Source organism: Gynuella sunshinyii YC6258 (genome assembly GCF_000940805.1).
In the GTDB taxonomy this organism is placed as follows: Bacteria; Pseudomonadota; Gammaproteobacteria; order Pseudomonadales; family Natronospirillaceae; genus Gynuella; species Gynuella sunshinyii.
Window position 1 is genome coordinate 981418 of the sequence record NZ_CP007142.1, and the last position, 26076, is coordinate 1007493.

The following is a 26076-nucleotide window of genomic DNA, read 5'->3' on the forward strand; positions in this document are numbered from 1 at the left end:
TCTCTCAGTTTGATGATTTATATCCAAAAAAAATACCTGTTTCGGCTAATATAATGGTATTTCCAATTCCTTAGAGTGTGTGCAATGAGTAGTAATGTCGACACCAACATCGTCATGCTGAAAACGGCTCATAAGCTCGACAAGCTACCGGAGGCTCGCATTACGCCTGCAGCAAAATTGATTCAGGATTATTTACTGGAGCAGATGCAGCTTTGCCTGAAGGACTTATTCGAGAACGCAGATGATTTGTTGTTTGAGATTGCTGAAAAAGCAGGTTCCGGAAGCGAGCAGGCGCGTTATTTTGATGCAATGCGTGGATTGAGAGTCCGTCGGAAGATTATCGATGCCCAGTTTGCGAGCAAGGTTCGCGAACAGGTATCCGATTGCCTGAATAAAGTTTTGAATGATGCCGCAGGTCTGAAGGAACGTACTGTTGAGTTGGGTATCGTTGATAATGATCAAATGGAACGGGCGGTTGCGATTGAGTCTATGGCCGCCAAAGCAATTGATGCCTCAGGTGATGCCTGGTTGTCTTTTCGTGAACGTTTAAATCAGGTATTGCCGGTTAAATCCTACAGCAAAAACGAGTGTCCTCTCAGCCCGTATCAATTTGGCGACAGTTTCTTCAGCTCGATCGATTTTGATGACTGGGATATGAAGGTCAAACTGATTCTGTTCAAGCTGTATGACCATCATATAGGCAAGCAGTTACCGGAGATGTACTTCGAGGCCAATGAAAAACTGCGCGATCAGGGTATCTTACCGGATCTTGATATCAGTCATTTGCGTAGTCGCGCCCGTCGTCCAGCTATTAACGCTAATTATCTGCAGAACCTGATGGCTGCCAGCCGTGGTGAGGGCAGTTTGGATATGGAGCGCGGTCAGCAGAATGGGTGGCAGGGTGATTCCATGCCAGTGACAGGAGGTGCCGGTTTTCAGGCGGCCTACCTGATGCCAAACCTGAATCAGTTGCAGCAGAGCGTTGTTTCCACTTCATCCAATTTACCTGTGGCACCCGCTGAGCTGAAACAATGGTCTCAGAACATCACCCAGCAGGTGCTGGAAAGCGCGAAGTCGCCGATTGATTCCGACATTATTAATCTAGTGGCTATGCTGTTCGAGTTTATTCTCGAGGAGCGGGATCTGCTGCCACAAATGAAGCAGCTCATGGCACGTATGCAGATACCTATTATTAAGGTAGCGTTACTTGAGCGTTCTTTCTTCGATGATAACCAGCATGTTGCTCGTCGGTTGCTGAACATAATGACCCGTTCGGCGGTTGGTTGGCAGGCCGATGAAAGAATCGACGAAGATCCTATGCTGGCGTATATGGAAGACATTGTGACTCGTCTTACCAAAGAGTTTGACGATGATCTCCAGATTTTTCATGAAGAATTGCAGAAATTTGAAAGCTTCCTCGATGAATATCAGCATAAGCGGGTAATTTATGAGGCCCGTTTGACGACTGCAGAAGTGCAGCGTTATGAAGAGGAAAAACAGCGAGATTGGGCCCGTGAATTTCTGAATGAGGTTTTGGATGTGGCTGTGATTCCCGAAGCCATTCAGAAACTGTTATCGACTCATTGGTATAAAGTGCTGTATCACACCTATTCCCGACATGGCGAGGGTGATCAGTGGCGCAATGCCAAGCGGGTGGTGACGGAGCTGGTCTGGAGCCTGCAGCCCGGTGTAACAACTCATTCCCGTGAACGGTTTTTTGCGGTTACCCCCAAAATTCTGTTGGCGTTGCGGAAAGGTTTGACGGCCTTGAAGCTGGATAATGGTGAGATTTCCCGTTGGATGAGCATGATCGACGATCTGCATCTGCAGGAGATTTCCAAACATGAAGCACCAAAACCGGAAGTGACCAGACAGTTTCAGAAGGTTCAGCATGAACTGAAGCAGGCACAGATCAAACCTGCCAGCAGTTTTGAGCCTGAGCCTGAGCCGGTGGTGCCGGAATCTGTTGATTATCTTGCTCGCGCCCGTTCATTGCAGCAGGGGTTGTGGTATGAGTTGTTGCAGATGAACGGTAAGTGGTTACGTTGTCACCTGTTAACCGTTCTTGGTGATGGTGAGCGCTTTATTTTCACCGATAGAACCGGTGAGAAAGTAGCTGATCGTTCGCTGTATGGTTTGGCAACGGCAATGGCCAATGGCAAGTTCCGGCAGATTGATGATCAGCCGATTATTGATCGGGCTCTGGATACTGTCATTGATCAGCTAAGCTCACAAGCAGTCTGAGCGACTATACTTATTAAAGGGAGAGACTTCGGGATCTGAGCCGAAGTTTCCCATGCAGTAGATCAGTCCGTCTTGGCGGGTAGTCACAACCACAGCAACTTCCTTTCATCTACAGCATAAATGGTTGGTTTATCGCTGTTCACCATTTTTCAGTAGATTGTTCCCAGTCAATTGCTATCCCTGCACAATTCCTATAGTTATCCTTTATCTTGGTTATAGTAGCGTTTATATCAACGTTTGATTGATTAATAGACTAAACTTTTGACCAATCGGTCAAAAGATGTCGATTTTCTTGTTGCCTTCAGTAGAATCACGGTGCCAAACCGTGCTGGGTTATTGAGGTCGCGGCAAAATGTTCCGGTTAATGATGAGCGCTAGGAAAGCATTTTCGTGGGCGGAAAGTTCAGACAAACTTCTGAAAATCCTTAAAACAGATGGTTTTGCCTGGTTTTTCAGAGATGAAAGCACAAATGGGTCAAGCTGGTCTCTCTGTGCATCAGTTGAATAGTCAAATTTGAAGGCGAACAGACAATGAGTGATATACAACAGGTAGCGAAAACTGCTATTTCCTTAATGGATTTAACTTCTCTGAATGATAATGATACAGATGACGTCATTGTCCGTCTGTGCCGTGCAGCCAGAACACCCGCTGGCAATGTTGCGGCAGTTTGTGTTTACCCGGCATTTATCAAAACAGCACGGCAAGAGTTGATGGGTAGTGACATCAAAATTGCCACAGTCACGAATTTTCCTCACGGTAGTAATAATATTGAAGCTTCAGTCCAAGAGACGCTGCAGGCCGTGGCTGATGGAGCGGATGAAATAGATATTGTATTCCCCTATCAAAGCCTGATAGCCGGCGATGCCGGCATCGGCGCCGAACTGGTAAAAGCCCACCGTGAGGCTTGTGCAGATCATGCTGCGCTCAAAGTGATTATTGAAAGCGGCGTGCTGGAAAAGCCCGAGTTGATTCGCCGGGCCAGTGAAATCAGTATTGAAGCAGGTGCCGACTTTATTAAGACATCGACTGGAAAAGTCCACGTTAACGCGACTCCGGAAGCAGCCAGAATTATGATGGAATGTATCCGTGCGTCCGGACGTGATGTCGGGTTCAAGGCAGCCGGAGGTGTCAGAACTGTTGAAGAAGCAAAGATTTATCTCGACAGTGCTGTCGAGATTATGGGAGAAAACTGGATATCTGCCAGACACTTTCGGTTTGGTGCCAGCAGTCTTCTGAACAATTTATTGCAGACATTGGGTCTGCAGACAAACAATCAGGGTGGAAGTTACTAGTATGTTTATCCCGCAGGAATTTATTCGCGCGAAACGCGATCAACAATCACTGGTCAAAGCGGATATTGATGCATTTGTACAAGGGATTACTGACGGCACCGTTACCGAAGCGCAAATAGCGGCATTTGCAATGGCGGTATATTTCAATGGTCTGAGTCTGGAAGAGACGGCCAATCTGACCCTTGCCATGCGGGACTCCGGAGATACGATGCAGTGGGATCTGCCCGGGCCTGTGCTGGATAAACACTCCACCGGTGGTGTTGGTGATATGGTCAGTCTTATGCTGGGTCCAATTGTCGCCGCCTGTGGTGCCTATGTGCCAATGATTACTGGCCGTGGTCTGGGTCACAGTGGCGGAACCTTGGATAAACTGGAAAGTATTCCAGGCTTTAATGCCAAGCCGGATAATGATCTGTTCCGTAAATGTGTAACCGAGCTGGGAGTCTGTATTATCGGTCAAACCCAGCGTCTGGCACCTGCAGATCAACGTTTCTATGCCACTCGCGATGTCACTGCGACAGTCGAATCAGTACGCTTGATCACTGCATCCATTTTGTCGAAGAAGCTGTCAGAAGGTCTTGATGGTCTGGTTATGGATGTTAAGTTTGGGAACGGTGCGTTTATGTCCGATATCGGTCAGGGTATGGAACTGGCTGAAAGCATCGTTGCCGTTGCCCGCCAGGCTGGAGTGAAAACTCATGCTGTACTAACTGATATGAGCAGCCCACTGGCATGGACGGCGGGTAATGCCGTTGAGATTCGGGAAACCATTGATTTCCTGCGTAATGAAAATGTGAATCAGGGGTTAAAACAGGTCACTATGACCCTGGCGGCGGAAATGCTTTTGGCAGGCAATCTGGTGCAAAGTCGCGAAGAGGGGTTTACCAAGGCTGAGCAGGCGTTGGCTTCCGGTAAGGCTCTGGAACTGTTTGCCAGGATGGTCACGCGGCTGGGCGGACCAGCGGATTTCATCGAAAGACGGGAAAATTATCTGCCTCAGGCGGCTGTCGTAAAACCGGTTCTGGCAGAGCAGGCTGGTGTCGTTAGTGCCTATGATACTCGTGCTGTCGGTATGGGGGTTGTTGCTCTGGGCGGAGGACGGGTTCGTTCGCAGGATCCGATTAACCATTCCGTTGGTTATGCGGACATTCTGGAAATTGGTACAACGGTTAACGCTGGTGATCCTCTGGTGACTATCCTGGCCAGTGATGAGGCAAGTTGGGAAGATGCGAAAAGAAGATTTCTTGCTGCGGTCACGTTGACGCAGGAAAGCGGTATTAAACGGGTGGACCGAATTAATACGATCATTGATTAGCGGGTATGCATATGAGCAGAGCAATTATTCTGGTATTGGACAGCTTTGGCATTGGAGCAACCGAAGATGCCGAAACATTTGGTGATCAAGGGGCCAATACGCTGCTGCACATTGCTGAGCAATGTGCCACGGGGAAATGTGAAAATGGCCGCAGCGGCAAGTTGACATTACCCAATCTGAGCCGTTTGGGGCTGGGCAAGGCAGCGAAGGAAAGCAGTGGTTTCTTTCCTCAGGGGCTGGATCCGAATGCTGACATTGTTGGTGCTTACGGTTATGCGAAAGAGCTGAGTTCCGGTAAAGACACTCCGTCTGGGCACTGGGAAATTGCCGGAGTGCCGGTGCTTTTCGAGTGGGGCTATTTCGCTGATAAAGAAGCCTCATTCCCGCAGGAGTTGCTTGAGGCTTTGGTGGAGAAAGCAAAATTACCCGGTATTCTGGGAAATTGTCATGCATCCGGTACCGACATCATTGCCCAGCTCGGCGAAGAGCATATGAAGACCGGCCGGCCGATCTGTTATACCAGCGCCGATTCAGTCTTCCAGATTGCAGCTCATGAGGAAACCTTTGGTCTTGATCGTTTATATGAGTTGTGCGAAATCGCCCGTGAGTTGGTGGACCCTTACAATATTGGCCGGGTGATTGCGCGTCCTTTTATTGGCACTGATGCGGGTAACTTCGAACGCACCGGCAATCGTCGTGATTTGGCGGTGCCACCACCAGCTCCCACGGTATTGGATTATTTGCACAACTCAGGTGGGGAAGTTATTTCTATTGGCAAGATCGCTGATATCTATGCTCATCAGGGCATTACTAAAAAATTCAAAGCCAACGGTTTGGAGGCGTTAGTCCAGGAGACTCTGCGACAGATGCAGCAACCAGCACACGAGAAAGGCACAATCATATTCACCAATCTGGTGGATTTTGACATGTTGTATGGCCATCGTCGTGATGCTAACGGATATGCCAGAGCTCTGGAGCAGTTCGATGCCATGTTGCCGGGCATAATGGCAGCGATGCGTTCAGACGATATTCTGATTCTTACCGCTGATCATGGCTGTGATCCGACCTGGCCAGGTTCCGATCATACCCGTGAACATATTCCGGTGTTGGCATACGGACAGCGTATTAAGCCTGGGGATTTAGGCAAAAGAGAATCCTTTGCTGATATTGGCCAGTCATTGGCATCCTATTTCAATTTACCTGCCATGGAATATGGCAAGTCATTCATCAATTACTAACGGGAACTACTATGTCAACACCTCATATTGCAGCTCAACCTGGCGATTTTGCTGAAACCGTATTGATGCCTGGCGATCCACTACGCGCCAAGTATATTGCTGAAACTTTTTTCACTGAAATTCAACAGGTGAATGAAGTCAGAAATATGTTTGGTTATACCGGTCTGTACAAAGGGCATCGGATATCCGTGATGGGATCCGGTATGGGTGTGCCTTCGATCTCGATATATGCCCATGAGTTGTACAGCCAGTTTGGTGTAAAAAACATCATTCGTGTCGGTACCTGTGGTGGTCTGCATGAAGACGTTAAAATCCGTGATGTGGTGATTGCCCAGTCTGCCAGTACTGATTCCAATGTTAACCGGACCCGCTTTAGAGGTTATGACTTCTCTGCTGCTGCCAGTTACAGTCTGCTTGAGCCGGCTGTACAGGCGGCTCGTCAACATGGTGCACGCGTACATGTTGGTGGCGTATTCACGGCAGATCTGTTTTATTCTCCTGACAATGAGATTCTGGGGCTGGCAGCCAGCAAAGGACATTACGGTGTAGAGATGGAAGCTGCCGGACTTTATGGCGTTGCCGCTGACAACGGATGTAATGCATTGGCTATTTGTACCGTCAGCGATCACATCATTACAGGTGAGAAAACGTCACCGGAAGAACGTCAAAGCACCTTCAATGATATGATCGAAATTGCCCTGGATTCTGTGTTGATTCGTGAGAAAGGTGATATATGAATGCAGCACTGATCAAGCTGCGTGAGGCTGCCAAGGAAGCAGCCGTTCATGCTTATGTTCCCTACAGCAGGTTCCCGGTGGGGGCCGCGATTGAGTTGACGGAAGAGGGTCAGTATTTACAGGGTTGTAACGTCGAAAATTCTGCATACTCCATGGCCATCTGCGCCGAGCGTAATGCGCTGGTGCAGTCGGTGGCCAAAGGTGTTCCACCGGGAACACTGAAAACCATGGGGATTTATATGCCCGGTGAAGCCTTGTATTCCCCCTGTGGCGCCTGTCGTCAGATGATCCTCGAACTAATGGCCGAAGATGCTGTGATCTATGCGTTCTGCGATAGTGCGGAGTTCAAGCAATGGACCAAGTTCGAGTTATTGCCTGACGGCTTTGCGCTCTAACCCTGCCGGGCAGGATATGTGATTCTGCGGACAAGTTGAATTGCTCCGCAGATCATTATTCTGTAACGAAAACATCCCGGATTCCTTCTTTCCTTGTGATAAAATCTGCTGCCGTTGGGTGGTAACTGGGGTAAATCCAGATGATCTACCTTCGCCCGTTATCTACAAGGACCTTTATAAGATGAAATTGAAACTGTATCTCTGTCTCCTGGCTACTATGACTTGGTCACAAGCCGGCTACGCCTTCAGTCTGTTTAATTTTGGCGGTAAGCCTGCTGACCATTTTCAGGCAAATGCGCCAGCAGACACTGTGCTCTATTTTGATGGCAAACTGAGTACTGGTAATAATGCGTATGCCTCCGAAGCAGGATTGGCACAATGGCAACAAACTTACCAGGAACTGGTTGATACCATTGCTGGCGATAGTGATCAGGCCAGGTTCTTTCTGGCATTACTGGATGATTTTGTAGAGACCGCTGCTCAGGGCGATAACGCTGTAATTGAGCGTTATGGTCTGAATTCGCAAATGAATATGGCAATTTATATGGATGGACTGTTGCCGGTTTTTCAGTTTGCGGTCAAAAAACCACAGAATTTTATGGATACTCTACAGGAACTCGAAGAGCAAACCGGTTATAAGCACGAGGTGCAGGATTTAAATGGGCACGCCATCTGGGTATGGGAAGTGGAAAACAAAGATCCTGGTCTCCATTTCGCTGTATCGGCGGAAAAGAAATATGTGACTGCCAGTTTTCTGTTCGGTACTGATAGCGATACCCGAAAAATGCAACGGCTGGCGCTGGAGGAAGATCCTAATACTCTGAAAGACAGCAAACAGGTTGCTGAATTGAAGAAGAAATATGGTTTTGGCGATCCGATGTCTGGTTTCATCAATCTGGTGGAAGTGGCCAGAACGATCTTGAAACCTGAGCAAAGTAGCGCAGGTAAAGATTTACTGGTGGCTTTTGGTGATGAATATGAACCTCTGGTCTCAGCAGTCTGTGCAGATGAAATGATTGGTATGGTGCAGGGAGCCCCTCGTATTGTTGCAGGATACCGGGACTTTAAAACCTCAAAAGACAGCTTTAAGTTTGATCTGACAACTTTGCTGGAGGTTACCGATGAGCAATCTGTCACCGATCTGCAGAAACTGAATGGCCATTTGTCGCCGGCAGCATCTGTAGCCAACGGTCAAATTGTCAGTCTGGCCGTAGGACTGGATGTCGCTAATCTGACTCCTGTGATCTCCAATTTCTGGAATCGTTTTGTAAAAGCTGAATTCAACTGTGATGTTCTGCAGCAGGCCCAACAGGAAGCCAAAAACACCAACCCTGCAACGTTGTCCATTTTGACAGCGATGGTTCAGGGACTCAAAGGTGCATCGATGCAGTTGTTTGATGTGCAGTTTGATAAGACCAATCAGGCTCTGGGCGGTATCGATGCGTTGGTAGCGTTGAGCAGTACCAGTCCTGCTACACTGGTTGGTTTGCTGGCAAATGTTCCTTACCTGCAGGATGTTCATATTCCTGAGGATGGCACTGCAGTTGATCTGGACATTCCCTACCTGCCTGAAGGCGTCAAACTTAAAGCTGCTATAAAAGGTAATAACCTGACAGTGTTCTCAGGGGATAAGGCCGGTAAAGCTGCTGACGACCTGGGCAAGGAAAAGTTGAACTCCAATGGTCTGTATAGCTTTGCTTTGGATTACGCCAAGCTCTCGGCTCTGGTTGAAGACATTATTCCGGTCGTTGGACAGCAGACCGATATGGAGCCTAGCAGCTGTGCGGACGTTTATATGTCGTTGACTGGTCTCAAGTCAGTAGACATGAAGCTGATGATGAAGCAGGGGGTTAATCAGTACGGAATCTTCACCGATATCCAGGCTGATGGTAAAACCCTGAAAAATGCTAAAACTGGCCAGTTCTCACCCGGCAAATACAATGTTTCGATGTTGGACTGGGGATGCGAATGGCTTGAGTTTGGTCAGGAAGAGATCCGTAAGGATGGTACCGGTTTTTATGCTACGCAAGATGATGCTCAGCAATGTGAAATATTCAAAGCTGAATATCAGTGGCAGAAAAACGGTAATGTTCTGGCATTCACAGAAACCAAAAATGTTAGCCGTGACTCATGTGATGTACCTTTTGAGGAAGTAGAACCGGATGGCTATGAATGTACCATCGTTCACTCTTCAGATAATGGGTTCGATTGCCTGTTTGACTACGGTGATGGAGAGAAGGCCGTATATCGCTACACCATTCGTTAAGGTATTCAGGCCTCCTATCAAGGGGGCCTTTTTATAGCGATACCTGTTGTATTTGTTCTAAATTGACAGCGTCAGATTCGGGTGATCAATCAATGATAGATGGAAAAACACATTGTCTTGTCTGATACGGTGTTACGCAGGGATGGAAATTGATCGATAATTGTTTGAAACTTTTTTAACCCGGTTTGAACCATAACCGCAACAAACTGTCTATTGCTTATCTGGATTATCCATGCTGCAGAAATTGAAAAAGATCAATCCCACCGCTGCCATAATGCTGGTGCTGACCATCGCTTTTATCTGGGTCCAGTGGCCTACTCATGTCACTAGTTCGTTGCCGGAAGAATATCTTCAATGGTCGCCTGAGGGTCTTGGTTTCACGATTAAATTTGAAGCTGAACCAAAGTCAGAATCCATTTCCGAAGGGGACAATCATGTGCAATTGTTTACCCTGAAACGTAAGAGTATTAATTTTATGGTTCAGGTGATTAATCGTGGCACTCTGCCAGAAAGTGAATGGTTAAAGATTTCCAGAAAAAATGATGAGAAAGCTTTTGCTGAAGGTAATACCCTGGTTCAGAATAAATTTGAAAAAGGGGGTCATACCATTCATGAGTTTTTTATGAGCAATGACAATCATTTTGTCAACATGAGCAGAGTACTGTTCACCGACCAATATATCTACAAATGGACCGTTGCTTTCAAAGAAAAAGAAAGTGATGAGCAAACCAATCGGGTATTGACCTTCCTGGATTCATTTACCCTGCAATAATTTTTAATCGCCAGTTTTTGATGATTTGAAACGGAATATTTTCTGCAATGGAATATTTTCACTGGTATCAATACGTATTAGTGTTTCTGATATTTGTCTGGAGTGGATTTGTCCGATCCGGTCTGGGCTTCGGAGGCGCGGCGCTATCTCTGCCATTTTTGTTACTGGTGAATAACCAACCGCTCGTCTATCTGCCGATCATCGCCATACAATTGTTGTTTTTTTCATCATTGACCATGATTTCCAGTCATCGGCGGACACGTCAACAGCTGGCAAATAGTCAGAATTCCAACAGTACCATTGACTGGCGTTATCTCAAATATGCCATTGCTATTATGATTGTCCCGAAGCTGGTGGGTGTGTTCGGTCTGGTGGTGTTACCCAACGACCTGATGAGTGCGGTGATATTTGTGATCGTCGGTTTTTACGCTTGTTCTTATTTGTTCGGATTTTCGTTTTCCAACAATAGTCGTTGGGGAGGGATCGTGCTATTGATACTGGGTGGTTACATGAGTGGTACTTCTTTGATTGGTGCACCATTGATTATTGCAGTTGTAGCCAATCAGGTGTCGCGGGAACAATTGCGGGATACCTTATTTGCCATCTGGTTTATTTTGGTTTCCATCAAGCTGAGTGCATTCTTATATTTTAATATTGACCTGCAGTTGTGGCATCAGTTGTGGCTATTACCTGCTGCGGGCATTGGCCATTATCTGGGCTTAAAAGTGCATGAATATCTATTGAAGTCCAGTTCTCGCCGGTTTTATCGTGTCATGGGTGGCGTACTGCTGTTCGTTAGTTTGACGGGTTTTTTCCGTAATTTATGGGAATGGGTGTAAGGTCGTTGTCACATCGCACCAGAAATACAAAGCGTGGTTCATGGATACTCAGAACTATCCGTTGGCTTTTTGTTATCGCGATATCTTTCTGTCTTTTGACGATTGCCGGGGTGTTCTCCTTGCGCTGGATAAACCCGCCGACCACGGCGATGATCATGCGAGATCCGTTGGTTGCTGATCATTGGCTGGGAAATCGCTGGACCGACCTTGACGATATTAGCGCGCAGCTACCGCTGGCCGTGATTTCCTCAGAAGACCAGAAGTTTCCAGACCATATGGGGTTTGACTTCGAAGCCATTGCGGATGCCCTGGAAGAGCAGCGCAAACGACCCAGAGGTGCCAGCACCATCACTCAGCAACTGGCCAAAAATCTGTTTTTGTGGCCGGGGCGCAGTTATGTCCGTAAAGGTTTGGAGGCCTGGTTTACGCTGTGGATGGAGTGGTTGTGGCCTAAACAGAGAATTATGGAAGTCTATTTGAATGTGATTGAATATGGCCCCGGAGTCTATGGAGTGACCACCGCCAGCGAGCGCTTTTTTCATAAGTCACCGGCCCGATTGACCCGAACTGAGGCCAGTCTGCTGGCAGCGGTACTGCCAAATCCCAAGCGCATGTCAGCGAGTCAACCCTCTGCATATGTCTGGTCGCGGTCTTATGAGATTCGGCAGGCCATGCGCGCTCTGGGCGGTATCAGTTATCTGCCGTGGTAGTGCTGATTAATGAAAAACCTTCATCCAGCCATCCGGTTATGCCCCCGATCATTTTTTTCACCTGACGATCCAGTTGAGCGAGTTTAACTGCTGCCTTGTCGGCACCGTTGCAATGAGGGCCGGCGCAATAGACGACGAACAGTGTTTCTGCCGAATATTTGCTCAATAATGCAGACGATATCCGGGAATGAGGAAGGCAAATCGCATTGGGCAGATGACCCTGCTGATACAATGTTTCTGACCGAACATCCAGTAATATGAAGTCCTGGCGCTGATTGTTGATGGCATGGTGTACGTCCCAGCAATCGGTTTCAAAACGCAGTAGATGACTGAAATGTGCGAGCGCATCGGTACTGCTGGCGGCGGCAGGTCTGGCAACGGCTGATGACATAGTGTTCTCCTGTTAAGCGATTGGTGACAAGACGTTGCTATCTTAGGAGGTCCAGTGGATACTCGAAATTGTCTTAAAAGACATCTATCGATAAAAATCAGCCATATCAGGGTATAGACAATGACTCGAGTCGCTATATTGGTCAATCAACAACCAGCCATGTTTGAGCTGGGGTGTGCGCTGGAATTATTTGCCTTGCCCAGACAGGAATATTCCCACTGGTATCGGACGGAAGTTGTGACCTTCCACCCGTCTCCCCTGACAGGACTGGGAAGTATTTCTCTTCAGGTTGTTCAAACAGACAATCTCCAGGCCTATGACATGCTGGTGGTACCTGCCTGGTCGGTCGCACCATCAGAACTTCCTGATATGCTGAAAGAGGAATTACAGGCTTTGGCACATCGTGGCGGCCGGATGATTTCTTTTTGCTCGGGCGCTTTTTTGCTGGCTGACTGTGGTGTTCTGGATCAGCGTCCGGCGTGTACCCATTGGCGTTATCAGGCGCAGTTCAGAGAGCGTTTTCCGGATATCGAACTGTTGGATCAGGTACTTTACAGCTTTGATGGTCGAATCGGCTGTTCCGCCGGCAGTGCTGCCGGGCTGGACCTGGGGTTGGAAGTGATACGCCAGGATTATGGCCAGCAAGTGGCCAATCAGGTTGCCCGACGACTGGTTATTTCACCCCATCGCAGCGGTGGCCAGTCTCAGTTTGTAGAGACGCCGATGCCTGAATTGCACAGTCACTTTTCTGCCACCCTGGATTGGGCCAGTGCCTGCCTTAATCAGCCTATTGATGTTGATGATATGGCCAGGCAGGCAAAGATGTCGCGCCGGAACTTTGACCGCCGTTTTCGGCTTGCCACTAATATGAGTCCCAAAGAATGGTTAAACCGCCAGCGCGTAGAACGGGCCAGAGCTTTGCTGGAACTGTCGGATTGGCGGTCACTGGAATGGGTTGCTGATCAGTGTGGGTTTGCCAGTGCATTAAATCTTCGATTGAATTTCCAAAAATATATGACGGTCAGTCCCAGTGAGTATCGTGAGCAGTTTGCTGAAAGAGCTCGCTGAGGGCCAGATCATGTTCAGCCGAGCCCTGCTGTGAACCTGTGCATTAGGGATGATCTGCTCGGTATAAAAGGCCGTTCTTTACCGCTTGGCGCTAATCAATAAACATGAGGTTGCTATGATAAATGATCCACGCTTAATGCCATTGGCCCAGAAACGATTGATTCTGTTGGGAGCACTCGTTTCGTTGTTTCTGGCAGCGCTGGATCAGACCATTGTTTCCACGGCCACTCCTGCCATTGTTAGAGATCTGGCGTTTCCAACCAGTTGGATTACCTGGTTGACCACAGCATTTCTGGTACTGAGCACTGCAACTTTACCGATCTGGGGCAAACTGTCTGATTTGTATGGACGCAGGAACATATTGGTCACGGGTTTGTTGCTGTTCTGTTTTGCCAGTGTCTTGTGCGCTCTGGCATTTTCGCCGTTGTCCATGGTGTTGTTCCGGGCTCTTCAGGGAATTGGCAGCGCTGCGATCCTGTCGACCGTGTTTGCCCTGGTCAGTGACATATTCACACCTCAGGAGAGGCCCCGGTATCAGGGCTTGTTCGGGTCGGTATTCGCCGTCAGTTCCGTTATTGGCCCCTGGGTGGGTGGTATTTTGACCGATATGGCCAGCTGGCACTGGGTTTTTCTGGTGAATGTGCCGATTTTGGCGCTGGTATTACCATTTATTCTGAAAAAGATGCCGCCGCTCAGGCATCGCAATAGTGGCAGTATCGATTTCACGGGCGCAGTACTGTTACTGGCAACGGTGATTCCTTTGTTGTTGATCTTCGCATTGGCACCTGCGCGCTATGCTTGGATCTCTGTCCCAGTGCTGATTATGGTGGCCATTGTATTGTTGGCATTGACTGCGTTTATCGTCCATGAGCGTAGGACTGATGAACCCATTATTGATCTGATGTTATTCGCAGACAAAAGCTTTCGACTGATGGCGCTCGGTGCATTTTTTACCGGAGGAGCTTTTCTGTGCGCTATCGTATTCATTCCCCTGTATATGGTAAATGTCTATGATTTCAGCGCCACTCGGGCAGGCGTGACGGTGATGCCATTAACTTTTGGACTGGTTGCCGCCAATGTCGCGTCCGGGCGTTTGGCCAGCCATATCGGCAGTTATAAACCGGTGTTGATTCCAGCCCTGAGCTTTGCAGTTGTATCGTTATTGGCTGTCTCTCTGACTCTCAATGTCGGTCAGCCCCATTGGTCGATCAGTGTCAGGCTATTCCTGGTTGGACTTGGACTCGGTCCCAGTATCCCTATGCTGACCCAGATGATGATCAACAGCGTAAATCGCCAGAAAATCGGCATGGTCAGCAGTACCGCTGCATTTGTCCGGCAACTTGGGAATACTGTGGGACTGGCGGTTTTTGGAACCATTCTCACTTCTATCCTGACGGTCGGGATGGGTATTGGTGGTGCTTCGGTCCTGGGTCAAACCGACACAGCGCATTTGTCGATAGAAACAGGGGCGTCGGTCACCAGTCACTTTGACGCAGACAAGATGATCGCCACAGCGAAAAAACAGTATGCCCACTTATCCAGCCGGATACAGAACCGTCAGACTCTCACCACTGCGGATCTTCAACTGCTTGGAGTTGAACCGGAGGTGCTGGCCACTATGGATGCTGCAGCTCTGAATGCACAGATTCATTTGAGGCTGGAACAGACAGAAACTCAGATTTTTGAGGTGGCGCAGACATTCAAGGCGACCTGGACCAAAGCTGTGAAAACTATTTTTCTAACGGCCATGGTCATGGTGCTATGTGGCCTGGTTGCGGTGATATTGATTCCGGAGATTCCGTTCAAAGAACTGGAACAGCGTCGTGAGTGATAAATAGCAAATCTCTGACTGGCTTGTAAGATATCTCGTACATAGTTGTCAGCCAAGGTGGTTATTTTCTGTGGTTTTGTATCCTTTTGTATGTCTTCTTATCGCAGGTGTCCGCATTCCGTCAGCCATTCCGGCAGGTGGCTGAGAAATGGGCTGTGAAGTGACACATTTATGTAACCCACAGCGTCTGATTCCTTTGCTATAGTTCTCCCCATCGACGGAGCGAACACAAGGACTGACTTCAAGGCAGAAGTAAGTGTTAAGGATAACGCTGCAAAGGAATGTATAAGGATCAGGGAAAAGGAAATGCAGGGATTGCAAAAGGAATGGACGGAAAAGGATTTTTAGGGACACCAATGAGCGGGAAGCTCCAAAAGGAACTATAACTCTAGGGATCAGGGATGACCGGATAAAGGATAGTCCGGAATTTCAAGGAAGTTGTGACACGGGAAGTAATGCTAATGACTCGCTCTGGGGCGGTACCTGATGGTACTGCCCTTATCATTTATGGCACAGAAAATTACTTTACAGCAGTATTATCCTTAAACAGATCATTGAGCAGATATGCCAGCCTAACCGCAGCTTTTTTCAGTTGCTCTTCATATGTCGGCCATGCACTTTTGTAGTAGCCCATATCCCACTTTTTCTTATCCAATGCCGACTGGTAGGCAACATTCCGGGCGACCTGGTGGCATTCCCAGACCCAGTGTTGCGGGTCCATATCCGCGGTCCAGGCAGCGGTTTGTTCCGGCTTGATCTGTTTGGCAAACTCTCCGGCCAGAGTTGACCACTTTTTTCCCGTCAGCTGAAGGATTCCTGTATCCCAGATCCAATGCAGGTTAACTTTCTTGTCACCACTTTCGAGCAGGATCTTCCGACCATTATCGTCTCTCTTGAATCCGCAGTTAGTTGGCTGATGGATATCACCGACATAATTCAGTAGAAACTTAACGGCATGGCGTTGCTGGACCAGAGTGAACTTGGCCCGTTCCTTGATTACTTTTTCCGATTCAAGAATGGCTGCCACCACGCATTTGTTATCAGCACAGTCTTTGGTTGGGGAGAATGCGGTTGCGTCAGTATCGAACTGAACTTCGTGAAGACTCTGCATCCATTCATTACCGGGTCTTTGGGAAAGCTCATGTGCCCAATAAGACGACCCGACCCATTCCAGACGGTATTGACTTCCCATTAATGAGCTGAGTGCCTTGTGGGACTCATCGCTGAGCATAGTGAATGCAAGGCCGGCAATCACCTCATGACCTTCACGGCTGAAAGCCATGGTCCGTGTACTGAGACAAAACAGCGCTATTAACAAAACTGCAGAAACTTTTAATTGCATGGCGACTCGAATTATTAAAACTATGAATTTTAGTGTAGCAGCTGTTGTCCGGTTTACTGGTAATTGTGTTTTTGTGCCAGCATGCCGATCACAATGAAAATCAGTACGATAACCAGGCCATACCATTGTGCTCCAAGATTCAACAGCAGTTTTAGTAGCAAAGGCGCCAACAAGACAGTGGCCATGCCATAGCCAACGGCACAGAGGAGCACAAAGACTGCGGTACGAATGATGAAATGGGAGCCCTGAACCAACTGTTTGACAGCCCGGTTGATATTATTGCCGTAAATGACCAGTAATGATGCGATCACTGCCATGCACAGCTGTGGCATCCAGGGGCGCAGCCAGTGGCTGAAATCGATCATAAGATTGGTTAGAAATGCAGGCATGAATGCTCCATATGGACAAAGTAATTTGAGTGCTAGAGTTTAATCACTCATGCCTGGGAGTAAATGGGTTGGTGAGGTTTGGGCGTAATTAGCGTTCAATCAGCCTGGATCTATTCAACTAAAGAACCGGTGTGTGAGATGACTACCTGGGTCAATCTTTTTAACGGTTGACCTAAATTAACCCCTGGCAGGTGCATAGAGGGAGTTTTAAAGTAAGGTTATTTGGATAGCCACATCTGCATTTTCACGGGAGCTACCCAAATCTGCGCCTGATGGTGTTGCGTGAAACACCGAATCGTCGGATCGTTTAATCTCTCTGTGCGTCCCTGCATCAACACGATTAACCCGATATAAATGCGTGTTGGGTTAATCGTGTTTATAAAAATATTGAATCCGACGGTCAAAATGCAGCTGCATTTTATCGGCACCGTATTCCGGCCATAATGGCAACCCTTGATTGTTTGGATTTCCGCTGCGGGCAAATTCGGTTAATGCGCCCTGAAACAAAAATGACAGATCTCGTAATTCCTGTTTGTTTGCCCCATTAACCATTGGAGCTGCTTGCCAAATATCCCATTGACCAAATAAAAACGGCAGATCAATGCAGTGACAGGCCCCTAGCTCATGAACAGGTGACTGCCAGTCAAACTGGTATAAATAAGATTTCGCGCCATGTTTCGCCTGTGCGCGGGCAAATTCCATGACAGGTTGATTGAATGTAGCGTCGCCTCTTAAGTCGGCGAGTAATTGGCCGGGAGTGGATGGCACACGGGCAGCACGGGCAACAGCCAGTTTGTCTGCTCCTTTTTCACCATAACTGCGCTCAAACTCCTTTTGTAATTGCTCACCGGTTAAATACATGAACACCGGATTCTGGAATGAAAAAGCATTAAACTCTTCTCTTGTTGCGCCAATGAGCGTATCACACCAGGCGCCTGCGCCCTCCTTAATTGCATCGATGGGATCACAGGAAATTAAATCATCGTCCACTACTGGCGTGAATGGCAGGGTAAACTCACCGGGAATCGTCGATGTCGCGGGTTGAGCTTGTAAAAGCGTCAGTGCTTTCATCAATTGATCAGCAGGTAGTTCTTTTAATTTGCTAACGTCATTGGGGTCAAAACCCAGAACTCGCAACATAGCGGCCGCCAGTGGCTTTGCCTGTTCAGCTCTGCATAGTTTCATCCCCAAAGGAGGGCTCATCAGTATCGCCCGGTTAAACAATCCCCGGCATGAGGTGTTTGCCAGCATGACAGCCACGCAATAAGCACCAGCGGATTGTCCGGCAACTGTGATATTGTCTGAGTCACCACCAAAACTGCCAATCGTTTTCTGTATCCATTTCAACGCCGCAATCTGGTCATGAATGCCCAGGTTGGGAGGGGCCAAATCAGGCTGTGCCAGAAATCCTAACGGCCCAAGGCGATAAGATATATTGACCACCACCATGCCGGCTTTTCGTGCCAGTGCATGACCATCGTAGCAAGACAGAGAACCACCACCGGTGATAAATGCGCCGCCATGAATAAAAACCAGTACGGGCTTGGAGACATTGACGTTAGAGGGTGACCAGATATCCAAATGCAGACAGCTTTCATCCTGAGACATGGGATAAGCACCCATAATTGCACTGGTTCCAGATGGCGGCTGTGGTGGAGCCGAACCATCTGTTATCGCATCATAAACATCACTCCAATACATCGGAGTCAGCGGCAATTTAAAGCGGTTCGGCCCGGTGGCAGGTTCAGCATAAGGTACCTTCCTGAAACAGTAAACATCGTTAACATTTTTGCCTCTCAGCCTGCCAAATGATGTTTCAATGATCACACTGGAATTTGCTGCCATGAATACTCCTTGAACTTCTGGTTGGAATTTACCTCATTATATTTTTGTTTAAGACTGTAGTTTGTTCTAATTACAAACATCTATCGTCCCAATTTTGAGTCCATAATGAATAGCCTGGATAATTTTTATTTGTTGAAGCATGTGGTTGAATGCAGTGGATTTTCAGCTGCATCACGCAGACTTGGCATTGCAAAATCAACTCTGGCACGACGAATAGGTGAGCTGGAAAAACAGCTAGGTATGCAGCTGTATCACCGTAATGTTCGCCGCTTCCGGTTAACGAATTTCGGCAACGATTGTTATCAACATTGTCTGATAATAACCGCTGAAGCCGAGCAGGTTTTTGCACTGGCAGAGCGGGTCAGAAATCAGCCAGCCGGGGAGCTGCATGTAATCAGTCCACCATTATTCAGCGCGGCTATTGTTAACACTTTAGCCATTGAGTTTGCTACCAAGGTGCCGGAGGTCCGCCTGCATCTGGAAGTTACAATGGATGAAGTCGATCCGCGTAAAACCCAGGCAGACCTGATCATTTTCCCCAGTTTCACTCCTTTACCGGATAGTTCCGTTATTGCACGAAAGCTGATGGACATCGAATACACTCTGGTTGCCAACCCCCGCCTGTTGACGGCAAAAACAATTCAGGCACCTGGTGATTTAAAAGCCGTTCGATGCGTTGGGTTAGGAAACCGAAGCACCCATTGGGTATGGCGTTTTAACAAGGGTAAAACAGTGGCAGAGCATCGTTTTGTTCCGGTTTTTACGACGACCACTCCGATTGCGCTATTGGAAGCGGCTCGCGAGGGGTTAGGTGTTGCGTCACTGCCAAGTAGTTTATGTGCAAACGATATTGCCAGCGGTCAGTTGGTTCGGATTTTAGAACCATGGACACCACAATCCAGTCAGCTATTTGCGCTATATTCGAGCAGTAGTGGTTTAACAGTTGCTGCACGGCAATTTCTCGACTTGCTGATAGAACGTCTGTCTGGCGACATTTCATTGTCGAGTTTTTGATTATTAAGGTTACTGTTCAATCGTATAAAAAATAAAAAGTAAGTTCGTAAATTTGAAGCTTATATCCACTTCCATTGCCACCAACACCTGCCACCATGGATGCAGCTTTCGAGACTAAAGATCTTGAGCGCTATTGTCTGTTCTCTACAAAACAGGCATCCACGATCTGACCTTTGCAAGCCAGCAATCCCTTTGAGGGTGTTGGGGTCGTATAACGATTGGCACCGCTTGAATAAGGTAAGGATTACGACGAAAAATATGTTGAGGTTATGACACTGGTGATGAGTCCTACATGACCCGAAACACCTAAGCTATTGATATTAAAGATAAAAATTTCGGGTCTGGGTTTTGCTCTGAATATTGAGGTATGATGCTGCAAAGCATTATGCAAATTAATTGCATAACGAATGGAGAACACTATGCCTGACAATGCTGTTAAGCCGATCCTGGCCTTTCTGGGGCAACAGGGGCAACGAGTGGGGGAGGATCGGTTTCACCTGCTGGAAGCCATTGACCAGCATGGATCGATTTCTGCGGCCGCCAAGGCGATTGGCGTGAGCTACCGGGGAGCCTGGGATGCAGTCAATGCGTTGAATAATCTGTTCCCTCAGGCACTGGTGCGGGCCCGTCCGGGTGGTCGTCATGGTGGTAATGCCGAGGTAACGCCGGAAGGCAAAAGAGCCATTGCGATGCATCGACTGCTGAGTGAAAAGCTTGCCAATGTACTGGCAGAATTGGATCTGTCATTGTCGGAACATACACAGGATTCACCACCTTTATCCTCTTCTCTCTGGAGTTTGGCTATGAAAACCAGTGCCCGGAATGTCTTTCACGGTGTTGTCAGTGAAGTGAACTGCGGTGCTGTCAATGCTGAAGTTCTATTGCAGGTTTCTTCCACTACAACGTTGGTTGTCATAATTACCATCAAAAGTGCTCTGGCATTGGGGATTCATCCTGGACGAGAGGCATTTGCCATGATCAAGGCCAGCAGCCCTATCCTGATGCCGGACAATGATCATATCCGTACTTCAGCCCGCAATCGTCTGCCGGGTACGGTTGTGTCCGTTGAGCCAGGTGCGATCAATTCAGAAGTCGTAATGGATATTGGCAACGGAAAAACATTGGTAACCATCATCACCAATGACAGCGCTGAATCGATGGATTTTAAACCGGGGGAACGAGTATGTGCGTTGATCAAGTCATCGCAGATCATTCTTGGTGTCGAATAAGTTCCATCCGTTATCGTCAAGACGAGCCTTTTTTGCAATGAGGAAAGATACATGAAGTGTTTGTGGTTAAGAGCTTTGATATCGATTGTTTCGTATTTGTCCGTAAGTGCCTGGGCGGCGGAAACCAAGGTGGCCGTTGCAGCCAATTTTACCGAAACGGCCAAAGAAATAGCCGCTGCGTTCAGTCGTGAGACCGGGCATGTCTCAGTGTTGAGCTTTGGCTCCACTGGTAAGTTATACGCACAGATTGCCAATGGTGCGCCTTTTGAAGTATTTCTCGCCGCTGATGATGCTCGACCGGCGAAGGCTGAGGAGGCCGGGCTGGCGGTGAAAGGCTCTCGCTTCACCTATGCCAAGGGTAAAATCGTGTTGTACAGCACTGACACTTCATTGATCGATGCCGATGGTAAAGTACTCGGACAGCCTGAAAAATTTAACAAGCTGGCGATTGCCAATCCTAAAACCGCTCCCTATGGGGCCGCAGCGGTGGCAACGATGAATGCTATGGGCGTTTATGACTTGATTTCAGGCAAGCTGGTTCAGGGAGATAGCATTGCCCAGACTTATCAGTTTGTCGCGACCAAAAATGCTGAGCTGGGTTTTGTCGCGCTGTCGCAGGTGGTGGATCAGGATGGCGGATCCCGCTGGATAGTACCGGAGAATCTGTATCATCCAATTCGACAGGATGCGGTGTTATTAAGCAATGCTGCAGACAGCGAGGCCGCCAAAGCATTTATGCAGTTTTTAAAAAGTGACATCGCCCGCAATATTATCGAGTCATACGGTTACGGCCTGGAATAACCGCTTATGTGGGAGCCTATTTATCTGACAATTAAACTGGCCAGTATCGTGACGCTGATTTTAATGGTTATCGGCACTGCGATCGCATGGTGGTTGGCCCGTTCGCAGGTTTGGTGGAAGGAGGTCATTGGTGCCACTGTGTCTCTGCCATTGGTGCTGCCGCCAACGGTGCTTGGTTTTTATCTGTTGTTGCTGATGGGGCCGGAAGGACCCGTCGGGCGGGTTGTCAAAGAAGTGTTCGGTCATAGCCTGCCATTCACGTTCGGAGGGCTGGTCATTGGTTCGGTCATTTATTCATTGCCATTTGTCGTGCAGCCGATTCGCAATGCGTTTGAAGCCATGGGAGACCGCCCTTTGGAAGTGGCGGCAACGCTCCGGGCTTCTCCATGGGACAGTTTTTTTTCTGTTGCTTTGCCTTTGGCCAGGCCAGGATTATTAACCGGTGCCATACTTGGTTTTGCTCATACCGTTGGCGAGTTTGGAGTGGTGCTTATGATAGGTGGCAATATTCCGGGCGAAACCAAAGTTCTGTCCATTGCAATTTATGATTATGTCGAAACACTGGAATGGCAGAAAGCGCATTGGCTGGCTGCCGGTATGCTGGTGTTTTCATTTCTGGTGATCTTATCCATGATGTTGGTTGAAAAACGCTTACGGAAGCGCTTGATATGACGGTACAGGCCTGTTTTTCCGGAACACAAGGACATTTTGTTCTGGATGCTGCGTTTGAATTTCCCGTTCGTGGAGTGACTGCGTTATTTGGTCCGTCCGGTTGTGGCAAAACCACATTGTTACGTTGTATGGCCGGGCTCAATTATCTGCCTCAGGGACGGTTCACCATCGCTGGCGAAGTATGGCAGGACGAGCAGGTTTTTTTGAAACCATATCAGCGTTCAGTCGGTTATGTATTTCAGGAAGCCAGTCTGTTTCCACACTTGTCGGTCAGAGAGAATCTTTTGTATGGCGCCAGACGTTGTCAAACAAATACCCCGTATCCCATCGACTTCGATGAGCTGGTGTCGCTATTGGGTATTTTACCTTTATTAGACCGATCTCCCGCCAGGTTGTCCGGGGGCGAACGACAGCGTATTGCCATTGGTCGGGCATTATTGACACAACCTAGAATTCTGTTAATGGATGAACCATTGTCAGCTCTTGATCACCAGAGTAAACAGGATATTTTGCCGTATTTGGAGCGTTTGCATGAGCGCCTTTCGATACCGGTTGTGTATGTAACCCATGCGATTGAGGAAGTCGCCAGGCTGGCGGATCACATTGTTCTGTTAGAACAGGGTAAGGTGCAGGCTGCCGGAAATATTACAGAGACTTTATCCCGACTGGACTTCAATATCCGCCAGGATGAACATGCTGCAGTGGTTTTGCCGGCAACTATTGTTGAACAGGATAAACGTTGGCATCTGGCCCGGGCAAAATTTGTTGGTGGCAGTTTGTGGGTTCGTGGTCACGGTTTGCAGCTGAATCAGTCCATTCGTCTGCGTGTACTGGCCCGGGATGTCAGTATTGGTTTGCATCCTATCGATCAGGTCAGTATTCAAAATCGGTTGCCGGCGACGATAACGGAATTGGCTGTTTCTGATGATCCTGCGGTGATGCTGCTACGTCTGAATGTAGACGGAAGTCCGTTGCTGGCCAGATTGACGTCTCGCTCTGCTCATGAGTTAAGGCTGGAAGCCGGTCAGCGTATCTGGGCCCAGATCAAGTCCGTCGCCGTGTTGGAATGATAACTAAGGTTAATAACGCCTAAACATGGTTTCAGATAAAGTTGCAGTGGCCATGGTTATTGGTTAGCGTGGCATGTTTCTGAATCAGGCCGTTGTGTTATCGGGAGTCATCCATGAAAGTATTTAAACCTTTGCTACTGCTTGCTGCTCTGCTTGGAATGGGAGGGTATACGCAGGCATCTGGCCAGTTAAAGCCGTTTGGTGAGTTTGGTTTTATCGGTCCATATGGCGTGGGCATTGGTGCCGGCGCGTTTTATGATAAGCCGGAGATGATTCAATACATTAAAGGATTCTGGGGCGGTGCCGCATTATTGTTGGATGATGAAACTGATAATGGTTATGGAAACTACACTGAAAGCGTGCTGGATTTTCATGGTGGCATCTCTTTTGACAGCCGCCAAATTCCTGGTTTGGATCAGGTGGAAAAATTAACATTATTTACAGGTTTATCTGTAGCCTTTCGCGATTATGAACACCAAGGTGAAAATCGGAGCCGGACAATGTTTGGACCAGTTGTTGGTGCGGTGTATGAAGTATCGCAACACTGGACTCTAGGCGGTATGTTGTCCACTACTACGAATGATCCCAGGTTGATATTCAGCTATTCCTTCTAAAGATTCCTCTGAATAGTTATCTGCGCCGCCGATGCGGCGTCAAGAATCTATGCAAGCCCTCTTATAACTTTCTGCTGGCTCGAACAGATTCCGTACCTCTGCCGTAACTAGCGGAGTTACCTAAATTCGGTTCTGGCGGATTGATCGAAGATTTTTGCTTTGCTTCCTTGCCTGCGCCATTCAGTGGTTATCTATCAACCCGACATATTTAATTGTCGGGCTAATAAATATCTGTAGATAACCTCTCACCTTTTGGAAAGTCAGATCGGATAGAATCATTTTTGTCTGATCTGACGAAGAATGTCTTTATTCCAAATATCAATATTTCCAATCATTCAGGCAGGATGCAGAGCTGCTCTGGTGTTGTATTGATATCCAACGTTGATCTACGGGGACCGCGATTGATATGGAGTTGTAATACATCGGGCCTGGAGTAGTGTCCTGCGACATCAAATAGTGCTTTAAACGGTGTTATTGCTTCCAGTGAAATATCGACCTGTAAAATGTTGTCTTCGTTGTCGCGCAACTTCTCTATTACTTCTCCATCAGGGCCGATTACGCAGCTTCCTCCCTCCCCTGGTGCAAATTTCCAACCATCGACAAGTGTATGATACTCGTCTGGAAGGTCTGATCGCTGTAACAGACTTGCGGATGCGATGACAAAGCACCGACCCTGAATGGCGAATGCCCTGGCCATGGCCAGTCCCTTCGCTGGATGACTATCAGAAATAAAGTCTGGAAATGGCCAGGCAGAAATGTGAATCTGAGTGCCTTGGGACATCAATGCATATGACGGCAATACCATATTATGCTCTCCACATGAAAGGCCACTGATACGACCGTAGGGTCGCTCGAAGGCTGTAAGCCCTACTCCATCACCATCTCCCCATACCATCCGTTCTTCGAATGTTGGTTTGAGCTTACGATGTCGGCCGATAATTTTTCCATCGTGGCTGATATAAAGCAGAGTGCAATAAATCGTACCTTTGGTTTGTCCATCAAGTTCAGCGATACCAATCACCACATCCGTGGAAGCATCTTTGGCTGCTTTGCAGATTTTATCTGTTGTCTTGCTTGGTACTTCCACGGCATTTTCCAGGTACATTTTCATAGAATTTTGCCATATGCTGGAAAATGGTGGTGCATGGGTGAAAAATGGATAACCTGGTAACCAGGATTCTCCAAATACGACAATTTTCGCGCCTTTTTTTCCTGATTCCCGTATCAGTCGACAGGCTTTCTCTGTGGAAGCATTTTTATCGAAGTAAACAGGTGCCGTTTGCACAACAGCGACACTTAGTGTGTGTCTATCACTCATGTGAAAAACCTCGGTGTTAGTGAAATTGATGAAATTTTCTGTCCGGATCAGTTAAAAAATCTATTTGTTGCGTCAGGCTGATCTGTAATAGGTTGAGCGGGATTTAGGCGTTTCAAACCAATCTACCTGTGAGACTTTTATACCGAGTTTTTCCATCCGGACGGTAGCAATATCAAATATCCACTTGCTTAAGTTTTCTGAAGTTGGCACAAAATCCACAATCACAAAACTTTGATAAAACTCTTGCTCCAGAGGTGAATCCAGAGTATCGGTATTGAGACGACAGGCGACAATATCGTTGCTGCCGGGTATGGTGATGTTTTGAAAAGACAGCTGGTGGTCATCCACTGTTACGAATGACTGGCTAGTGCTGCTTATCGGATGTGCGGTATTCATAATCTTCTGAAAATTCGGGTCATGACGATCAATAATAAATTTGTGATCCAATGAGTCATCCAGAAAAGTTTTGAGCCATCCCAGGTGTTTAAAATCAGTAACCATTCCCTTGGTCAGGTTTTCACCTTCAAGGAAAATATGTACCAGTCCTTCATGGCCGTGCAAATGTCTGCATTTGCATTGATCGTCAAAGTTCTCGCAATATTCGGAGTGAAGCTCCTGGCTCCAGACTCTATGTCCGTAGCAAAGCGAAAACTGTTTATCTATTCTCCACATATGTTTTCCTT

Annotated in this window: 24 protein-coding genes; 18 read left to right on the top strand and 6 right to left on the bottom strand. The window is 47.8% G+C overall.

Going from position 1 to position 26076, the window contains the following annotated elements; all coding sequences use genetic code 11:
- The first annotated feature begins 84 nt into the window (after window positions 1-84).
- The 10 genes from YC6258_RS04350 (at window position 85) to mtgA (ending at window position 11809) form a co-directional block, all read left to right on the top strand.
- Window positions 85-2244, top strand: coding sequence for a DUF1631 family protein (locus YC6258_RS04350; RefSeq protein ID WP_044615958.1), 2160 nt, complete (start codon window positions 85-87; stop codon window positions 2242-2244).
- A 531-nt stretch (window positions 2245-2775) separates the two neighbouring features.
- Complete coding sequence (deoC, locus tag YC6258_RS04355) at window positions 2776-3537, top strand: deoxyribose-phosphate aldolase (RefSeq protein WP_044615959.1); 762 nt, start codon at window positions 2776-2778, stop codon at window positions 3535-3537.
- Window position 3538: 1 nt separating this feature from the next.
- The gene (gene deoA, locus YC6258_RS04360; protein WP_044615960.1) at window positions 3539-4852 is read left to right on the top strand and encodes a thymidine phosphorylase; all 1314 of its coding nucleotides are present in this window, start codon (window positions 3539-3541) and stop codon (window positions 4850-4852) included.
- Window positions 4853-4863: 11 nt separating this feature from the next.
- A complete protein-coding gene (locus YC6258_RS04365; protein WP_044619723.1) occupies window positions 4864-6090 on the top strand; it encodes a phosphopentomutase in 1227 nt (408 codons plus the stop codon).
- Window positions 6091-6101: 11 nt separating this feature from the next.
- Window positions 6102-6827, top strand: coding sequence for a purine-nucleoside phosphorylase (gene deoD, locus YC6258_RS04370; RefSeq protein ID WP_044615961.1), 726 nt, complete (start codon window positions 6102-6104; stop codon window positions 6825-6827).
- Window positions 6824-7222, top strand: a complete 399-nt coding sequence (cdd, locus tag YC6258_RS04375) for a cytidine deaminase (protein WP_044615962.1) — start codon at window positions 6824-6826, stop codon at window positions 7220-7222. Before deoD ends, cdd begins: the two co-directional genes overlap by 4 nt.
- A gap of 181 nt (window positions 7223-7403) precedes the next feature.
- Window positions 7404-9488, top strand: a complete 2085-nt coding sequence (locus YC6258_RS04380; RefSeq protein ID WP_044615963.1) for a hypothetical protein — start codon at window positions 7404-7406, stop codon at window positions 9486-9488.
- 232 nt (window positions 9489-9720) lie between these two features.
- Window positions 9721-10260, top strand: coding sequence for a hypothetical protein (locus YC6258_RS04385; protein WP_044615964.1), 540 nt, complete (start codon window positions 9721-9723; stop codon window positions 10258-10260).
- 47 nt (window positions 10261-10307) lie between these two features.
- A complete protein-coding gene (locus YC6258_RS04390; RefSeq protein ID WP_044615965.1) occupies window positions 10308-11099 on the top strand; it encodes a sulfite exporter TauE/SafE family protein in 792 nt (263 codons plus the stop codon).
- The gene (gene mtgA, locus YC6258_RS04395; RefSeq protein ID WP_082070556.1) at window positions 11090-11809 is read left to right on the top strand and encodes a monofunctional biosynthetic peptidoglycan transglycosylase; all 720 of its coding nucleotides are present in this window, start codon (window positions 11090-11092) and stop codon (window positions 11807-11809) included. The genes YC6258_RS04390 and mtgA overlap by 10 nt, the downstream gene beginning before the upstream one ends.
- Here mtgA and YC6258_RS04400 read toward each other — a convergent pair.
- Window positions 11790-12200: a rhodanese-like domain-containing protein gene (locus YC6258_RS04400; RefSeq protein ID WP_044615966.1), complete on the bottom strand. Its 411-nt coding sequence runs from the start codon at window positions 12198-12200 to the stop codon at window positions 11790-11792. The two genes, mtgA and YC6258_RS04400, sit on opposite strands and share 20 nt — an antisense overlap.
- Window positions 12201-12320: 120 nt before the next feature.
- Here YC6258_RS04400 and YC6258_RS04405 point away from each other — a divergent pair, with 120 nt between their 5' ends.
- Window positions 12321-13268, top strand: coding sequence for a GlxA family transcriptional regulator (locus tag YC6258_RS04405; protein WP_044615967.1), 948 nt, complete (start codon window positions 12321-12323; stop codon window positions 13266-13268).
- Window positions 13269-13383: 115 nt separating this feature from the next.
- Window positions 13384-15099, top strand: coding sequence for an MDR family MFS transporter (locus YC6258_RS04410; RefSeq protein ID WP_044615968.1), 1716 nt, complete (start codon window positions 13384-13386; stop codon window positions 15097-15099).
- A gap of 520 nt (window positions 15100-15619) precedes the next feature.
- On the opposite strand, the gene YC6258_RS04415 is transcribed toward YC6258_RS04410, so the two are convergent.
- From YC6258_RS04415 to YC6258_RS04425, 3 genes are all read right to left on the bottom strand, one after another.
- Window positions 15620-16441 (bottom strand): S1/P1 nuclease, encoded by an 822-nt coding sequence (locus tag YC6258_RS04415; RefSeq protein WP_169748930.1) that lies wholly within the window; start codon window positions 16439-16441, stop codon window positions 15620-15622.
- Between the two features lie 53 nt (window positions 16442-16494).
- Window positions 16495-16830, bottom strand: coding sequence for a DUF3392 family protein (locus YC6258_RS04420; RefSeq protein ID WP_044615970.1), 336 nt, complete (start codon window positions 16828-16830; stop codon window positions 16495-16497).
- A 366-nt stretch (window positions 16831-17196) separates the two neighbouring features.
- Window positions 17197-18675 (bottom strand): carboxylesterase/lipase family protein, encoded by a 1479-nt coding sequence (locus YC6258_RS04425; RefSeq protein ID WP_044615971.1) that lies wholly within the window; start codon window positions 18673-18675, stop codon window positions 17197-17199.
- 105 nt (window positions 18676-18780) lie between these two features.
- Here YC6258_RS04425 and YC6258_RS04430 point away from each other — a divergent pair, with 105 nt between their 5' ends.
- The 6 genes from YC6258_RS04430 to YC6258_RS04455 all read left to right on the top strand — a co-directional run bounded on the left by YC6258_RS04430 (window position 18781) and on the right by YC6258_RS04455 (window position 24075).
- A complete protein-coding gene (locus YC6258_RS04430) occupies window positions 18781-19689 on the top strand; it encodes a LysR substrate-binding domain-containing protein (protein WP_044615972.1) in 909 nt (302 codons plus the stop codon).
- Window positions 19690-20108: 419 nt separating this feature from the next.
- Window positions 20109-20918 carry a TOBE domain-containing protein gene (locus YC6258_RS04435; RefSeq protein ID WP_044615973.1) on the top strand — a complete coding sequence of 270 codons (810 nt, stop codon included), beginning with the start codon at window positions 20109-20111 and terminating at the stop codon, window positions 20916-20918.
- Between the two features lie 51 nt (window positions 20919-20969).
- Window positions 20970-21719, top strand: a complete 750-nt coding sequence (gene modA, locus YC6258_RS04440) for a molybdate ABC transporter substrate-binding protein (protein ID WP_044615974.1) — start codon at window positions 20970-20972, stop codon at window positions 21717-21719.
- Window positions 21720-21725: 6 nt separating this feature from the next.
- The gene (modB, locus tag YC6258_RS04445) at window positions 21726-22391 is read left to right on the top strand and encodes a molybdate ABC transporter permease subunit (RefSeq protein ID WP_044615975.1); all 666 of its coding nucleotides are present in this window, start codon (window positions 21726-21728) and stop codon (window positions 22389-22391) included.
- Window positions 22388-23461, top strand: a complete 1074-nt coding sequence (gene modC, locus YC6258_RS04450) for a molybdenum ABC transporter ATP-binding protein (RefSeq protein ID WP_052830050.1) — start codon at window positions 22388-22390, stop codon at window positions 23459-23461. The genes modB and modC overlap by 4 nt, the downstream gene beginning before the upstream one ends.
- 113 nt (window positions 23462-23574) lie before the next feature.
- A complete protein-coding gene (locus YC6258_RS04455) occupies window positions 23575-24075 on the top strand; it encodes a hypothetical protein (RefSeq protein ID WP_044615976.1) in 501 nt (166 codons plus the stop codon).
- 331 nt (window positions 24076-24406) lie between these two features.
- Here the strand turns inward: YC6258_RS04455 and YC6258_RS04460 are convergent, their stop codons facing one another.
- Together YC6258_RS04460 and YC6258_RS04465 are read right to left on the bottom strand one after the other, a co-directional pair.
- Window positions 24407-25393 carry a carbon-nitrogen hydrolase family protein gene (locus YC6258_RS04460; RefSeq protein ID WP_044615977.1) on the bottom strand — a complete coding sequence of 329 codons (987 nt, stop codon included), beginning with the start codon at window positions 25391-25393 and terminating at the stop codon, window positions 24407-24409.
- A 72-nt stretch (window positions 25394-25465) separates the two neighbouring features.
- On the bottom strand, window positions 25466-26065 hold the full coding sequence (locus YC6258_RS04465; RefSeq protein ID WP_044615978.1) for a 6-carboxytetrahydropterin synthase: 600 nt from the start codon (window positions 26063-26065) through the stop codon (window positions 25466-25468).
- Window positions 26066-26076 lie beyond the last annotated feature (11 nt).

What these genes read in the sequence shown, in the direction of transcription:
- modA (WP_044615974.1), top strand. Translation starts at nt 20,970, where the DNA reads ATGAAGTGTTTGTGGTTAAGAGCTTTGATATCGATTGTTTCGTATTTG.
- deoA (WP_044615960.1), top strand. Translation starts at nt 3,539, where the DNA reads ATGTTTATCCCGCAGGAATTTATTCGCGCGAAACGCGATCAACAATCA.
- YC6258_RS04380 (WP_044615963.1), top strand. Translation starts at nt 7,404, where the DNA reads ATGAAATTGAAACTGTATCTCTGTCTCCTGGCTACTATGACTTGGTCA.
- YC6258_RS04405 (WP_044615967.1), top strand. Translation starts at nt 12,321, where the DNA reads ATGACTCGAGTCGCTATATTGGTCAATCAACAACCAGCCATGTTTGAG.
- mtgA (WP_082070556.1), top strand. Translation starts at nt 11,090, where the DNA reads ATGGGTGTAAGGTCGTTGTCACATCGCACCAGAAATACAAAGCGTGGT.
- deoD (WP_044615961.1), top strand. Translation starts at nt 6,102, where the DNA reads ATGTCAACACCTCATATTGCAGCTCAACCTGGCGATTTTGCTGAAACC.
- YC6258_RS04415 (WP_169748930.1), bottom strand. Translation starts at nt 16,441, where the DNA reads ATGCAATTAAAAGTTTCTGCAGTTTTGTTAATAGCGCTGTTTTGTCTC.
- YC6258_RS04390 (WP_044615965.1), top strand. Translation starts at nt 10,308, where the DNA reads ATGGAATATTTTCACTGGTATCAATACGTATTAGTGTTTCTGATATTT.
- YC6258_RS04455 (WP_044615976.1), top strand. Translation starts at nt 23,575, where the DNA reads ATGAAAGTATTTAAACCTTTGCTACTGCTTGCTGCTCTGCTTGGAATG.
- YC6258_RS04385 (WP_044615964.1), top strand. Translation starts at nt 9,721, where the DNA reads ATGCTGCAGAAATTGAAAAAGATCAATCCCACCGCTGCCATAATGCTG.
- cdd (WP_044615962.1), top strand. Translation starts at nt 6,824, where the DNA reads ATGAATGCAGCACTGATCAAGCTGCGTGAGGCTGCCAAGGAAGCAGCC.
- YC6258_RS04410 (WP_044615968.1), top strand. Translation starts at nt 13,384, where the DNA reads ATGATAAATGATCCACGCTTAATGCCATTGGCCCAGAAACGATTGATT.
- YC6258_RS04425 (WP_044615971.1), bottom strand. Translation starts at nt 18,675, where the DNA reads ATGGCAGCAAATTCCAGTGTGATCATTGAAACATCATTTGGCAGGCTG.
- YC6258_RS04460 (WP_044615977.1), bottom strand. Translation starts at nt 25,393, where the DNA reads ATGAGTGATAGACACACACTAAGTGTCGCTGTTGTGCAAACGGCACCT.
- YC6258_RS04350 (WP_044615958.1), top strand. Translation starts at nt 85, where the DNA reads ATGAGTAGTAATGTCGACACCAACATCGTCATGCTGAAAACGGCTCAT.
- modC (WP_052830050.1), top strand. Translation starts at nt 22,388, where the DNA reads ATGACGGTACAGGCCTGTTTTTCCGGAACACAAGGACATTTTGTTCTG.
- YC6258_RS04420 (WP_044615970.1), bottom strand. Translation starts at nt 16,830, where the DNA reads ATGCCTGCATTTCTAACCAATCTTATGATCGATTTCAGCCACTGGCTG.
- deoC (WP_044615959.1), top strand. Translation starts at nt 2,776, where the DNA reads ATGAGTGATATACAACAGGTAGCGAAAACTGCTATTTCCTTAATGGAT.
- YC6258_RS04400 (WP_044615966.1), bottom strand. Translation starts at nt 12,200, where the DNA reads ATGTCATCAGCCGTTGCCAGACCTGCCGCCGCCAGCAGTACCGATGCG.
- YC6258_RS04435 (WP_044615973.1), top strand. Translation starts at nt 20,109, where the DNA reads ATGCCTGACAATGCTGTTAAGCCGATCCTGGCCTTTCTGGGGCAACAG.
- modB (WP_044615975.1), top strand. Translation starts at nt 21,726, where the DNA reads ATGTGGGAGCCTATTTATCTGACAATTAAACTGGCCAGTATCGTGACG.
- YC6258_RS04430 (WP_044615972.1), top strand. Translation starts at nt 18,781, where the DNA reads ATGAATAGCCTGGATAATTTTTATTTGTTGAAGCATGTGGTTGAATGC.
- YC6258_RS04365 (WP_044619723.1), top strand. Translation starts at nt 4,864, where the DNA reads ATGAGCAGAGCAATTATTCTGGTATTGGACAGCTTTGGCATTGGAGCA.
- YC6258_RS04465 (WP_044615978.1), bottom strand. Translation starts at nt 26,065, where the DNA reads ATGTGGAGAATAGATAAACAGTTTTCGCTTTGCTACGGACATAGAGTC.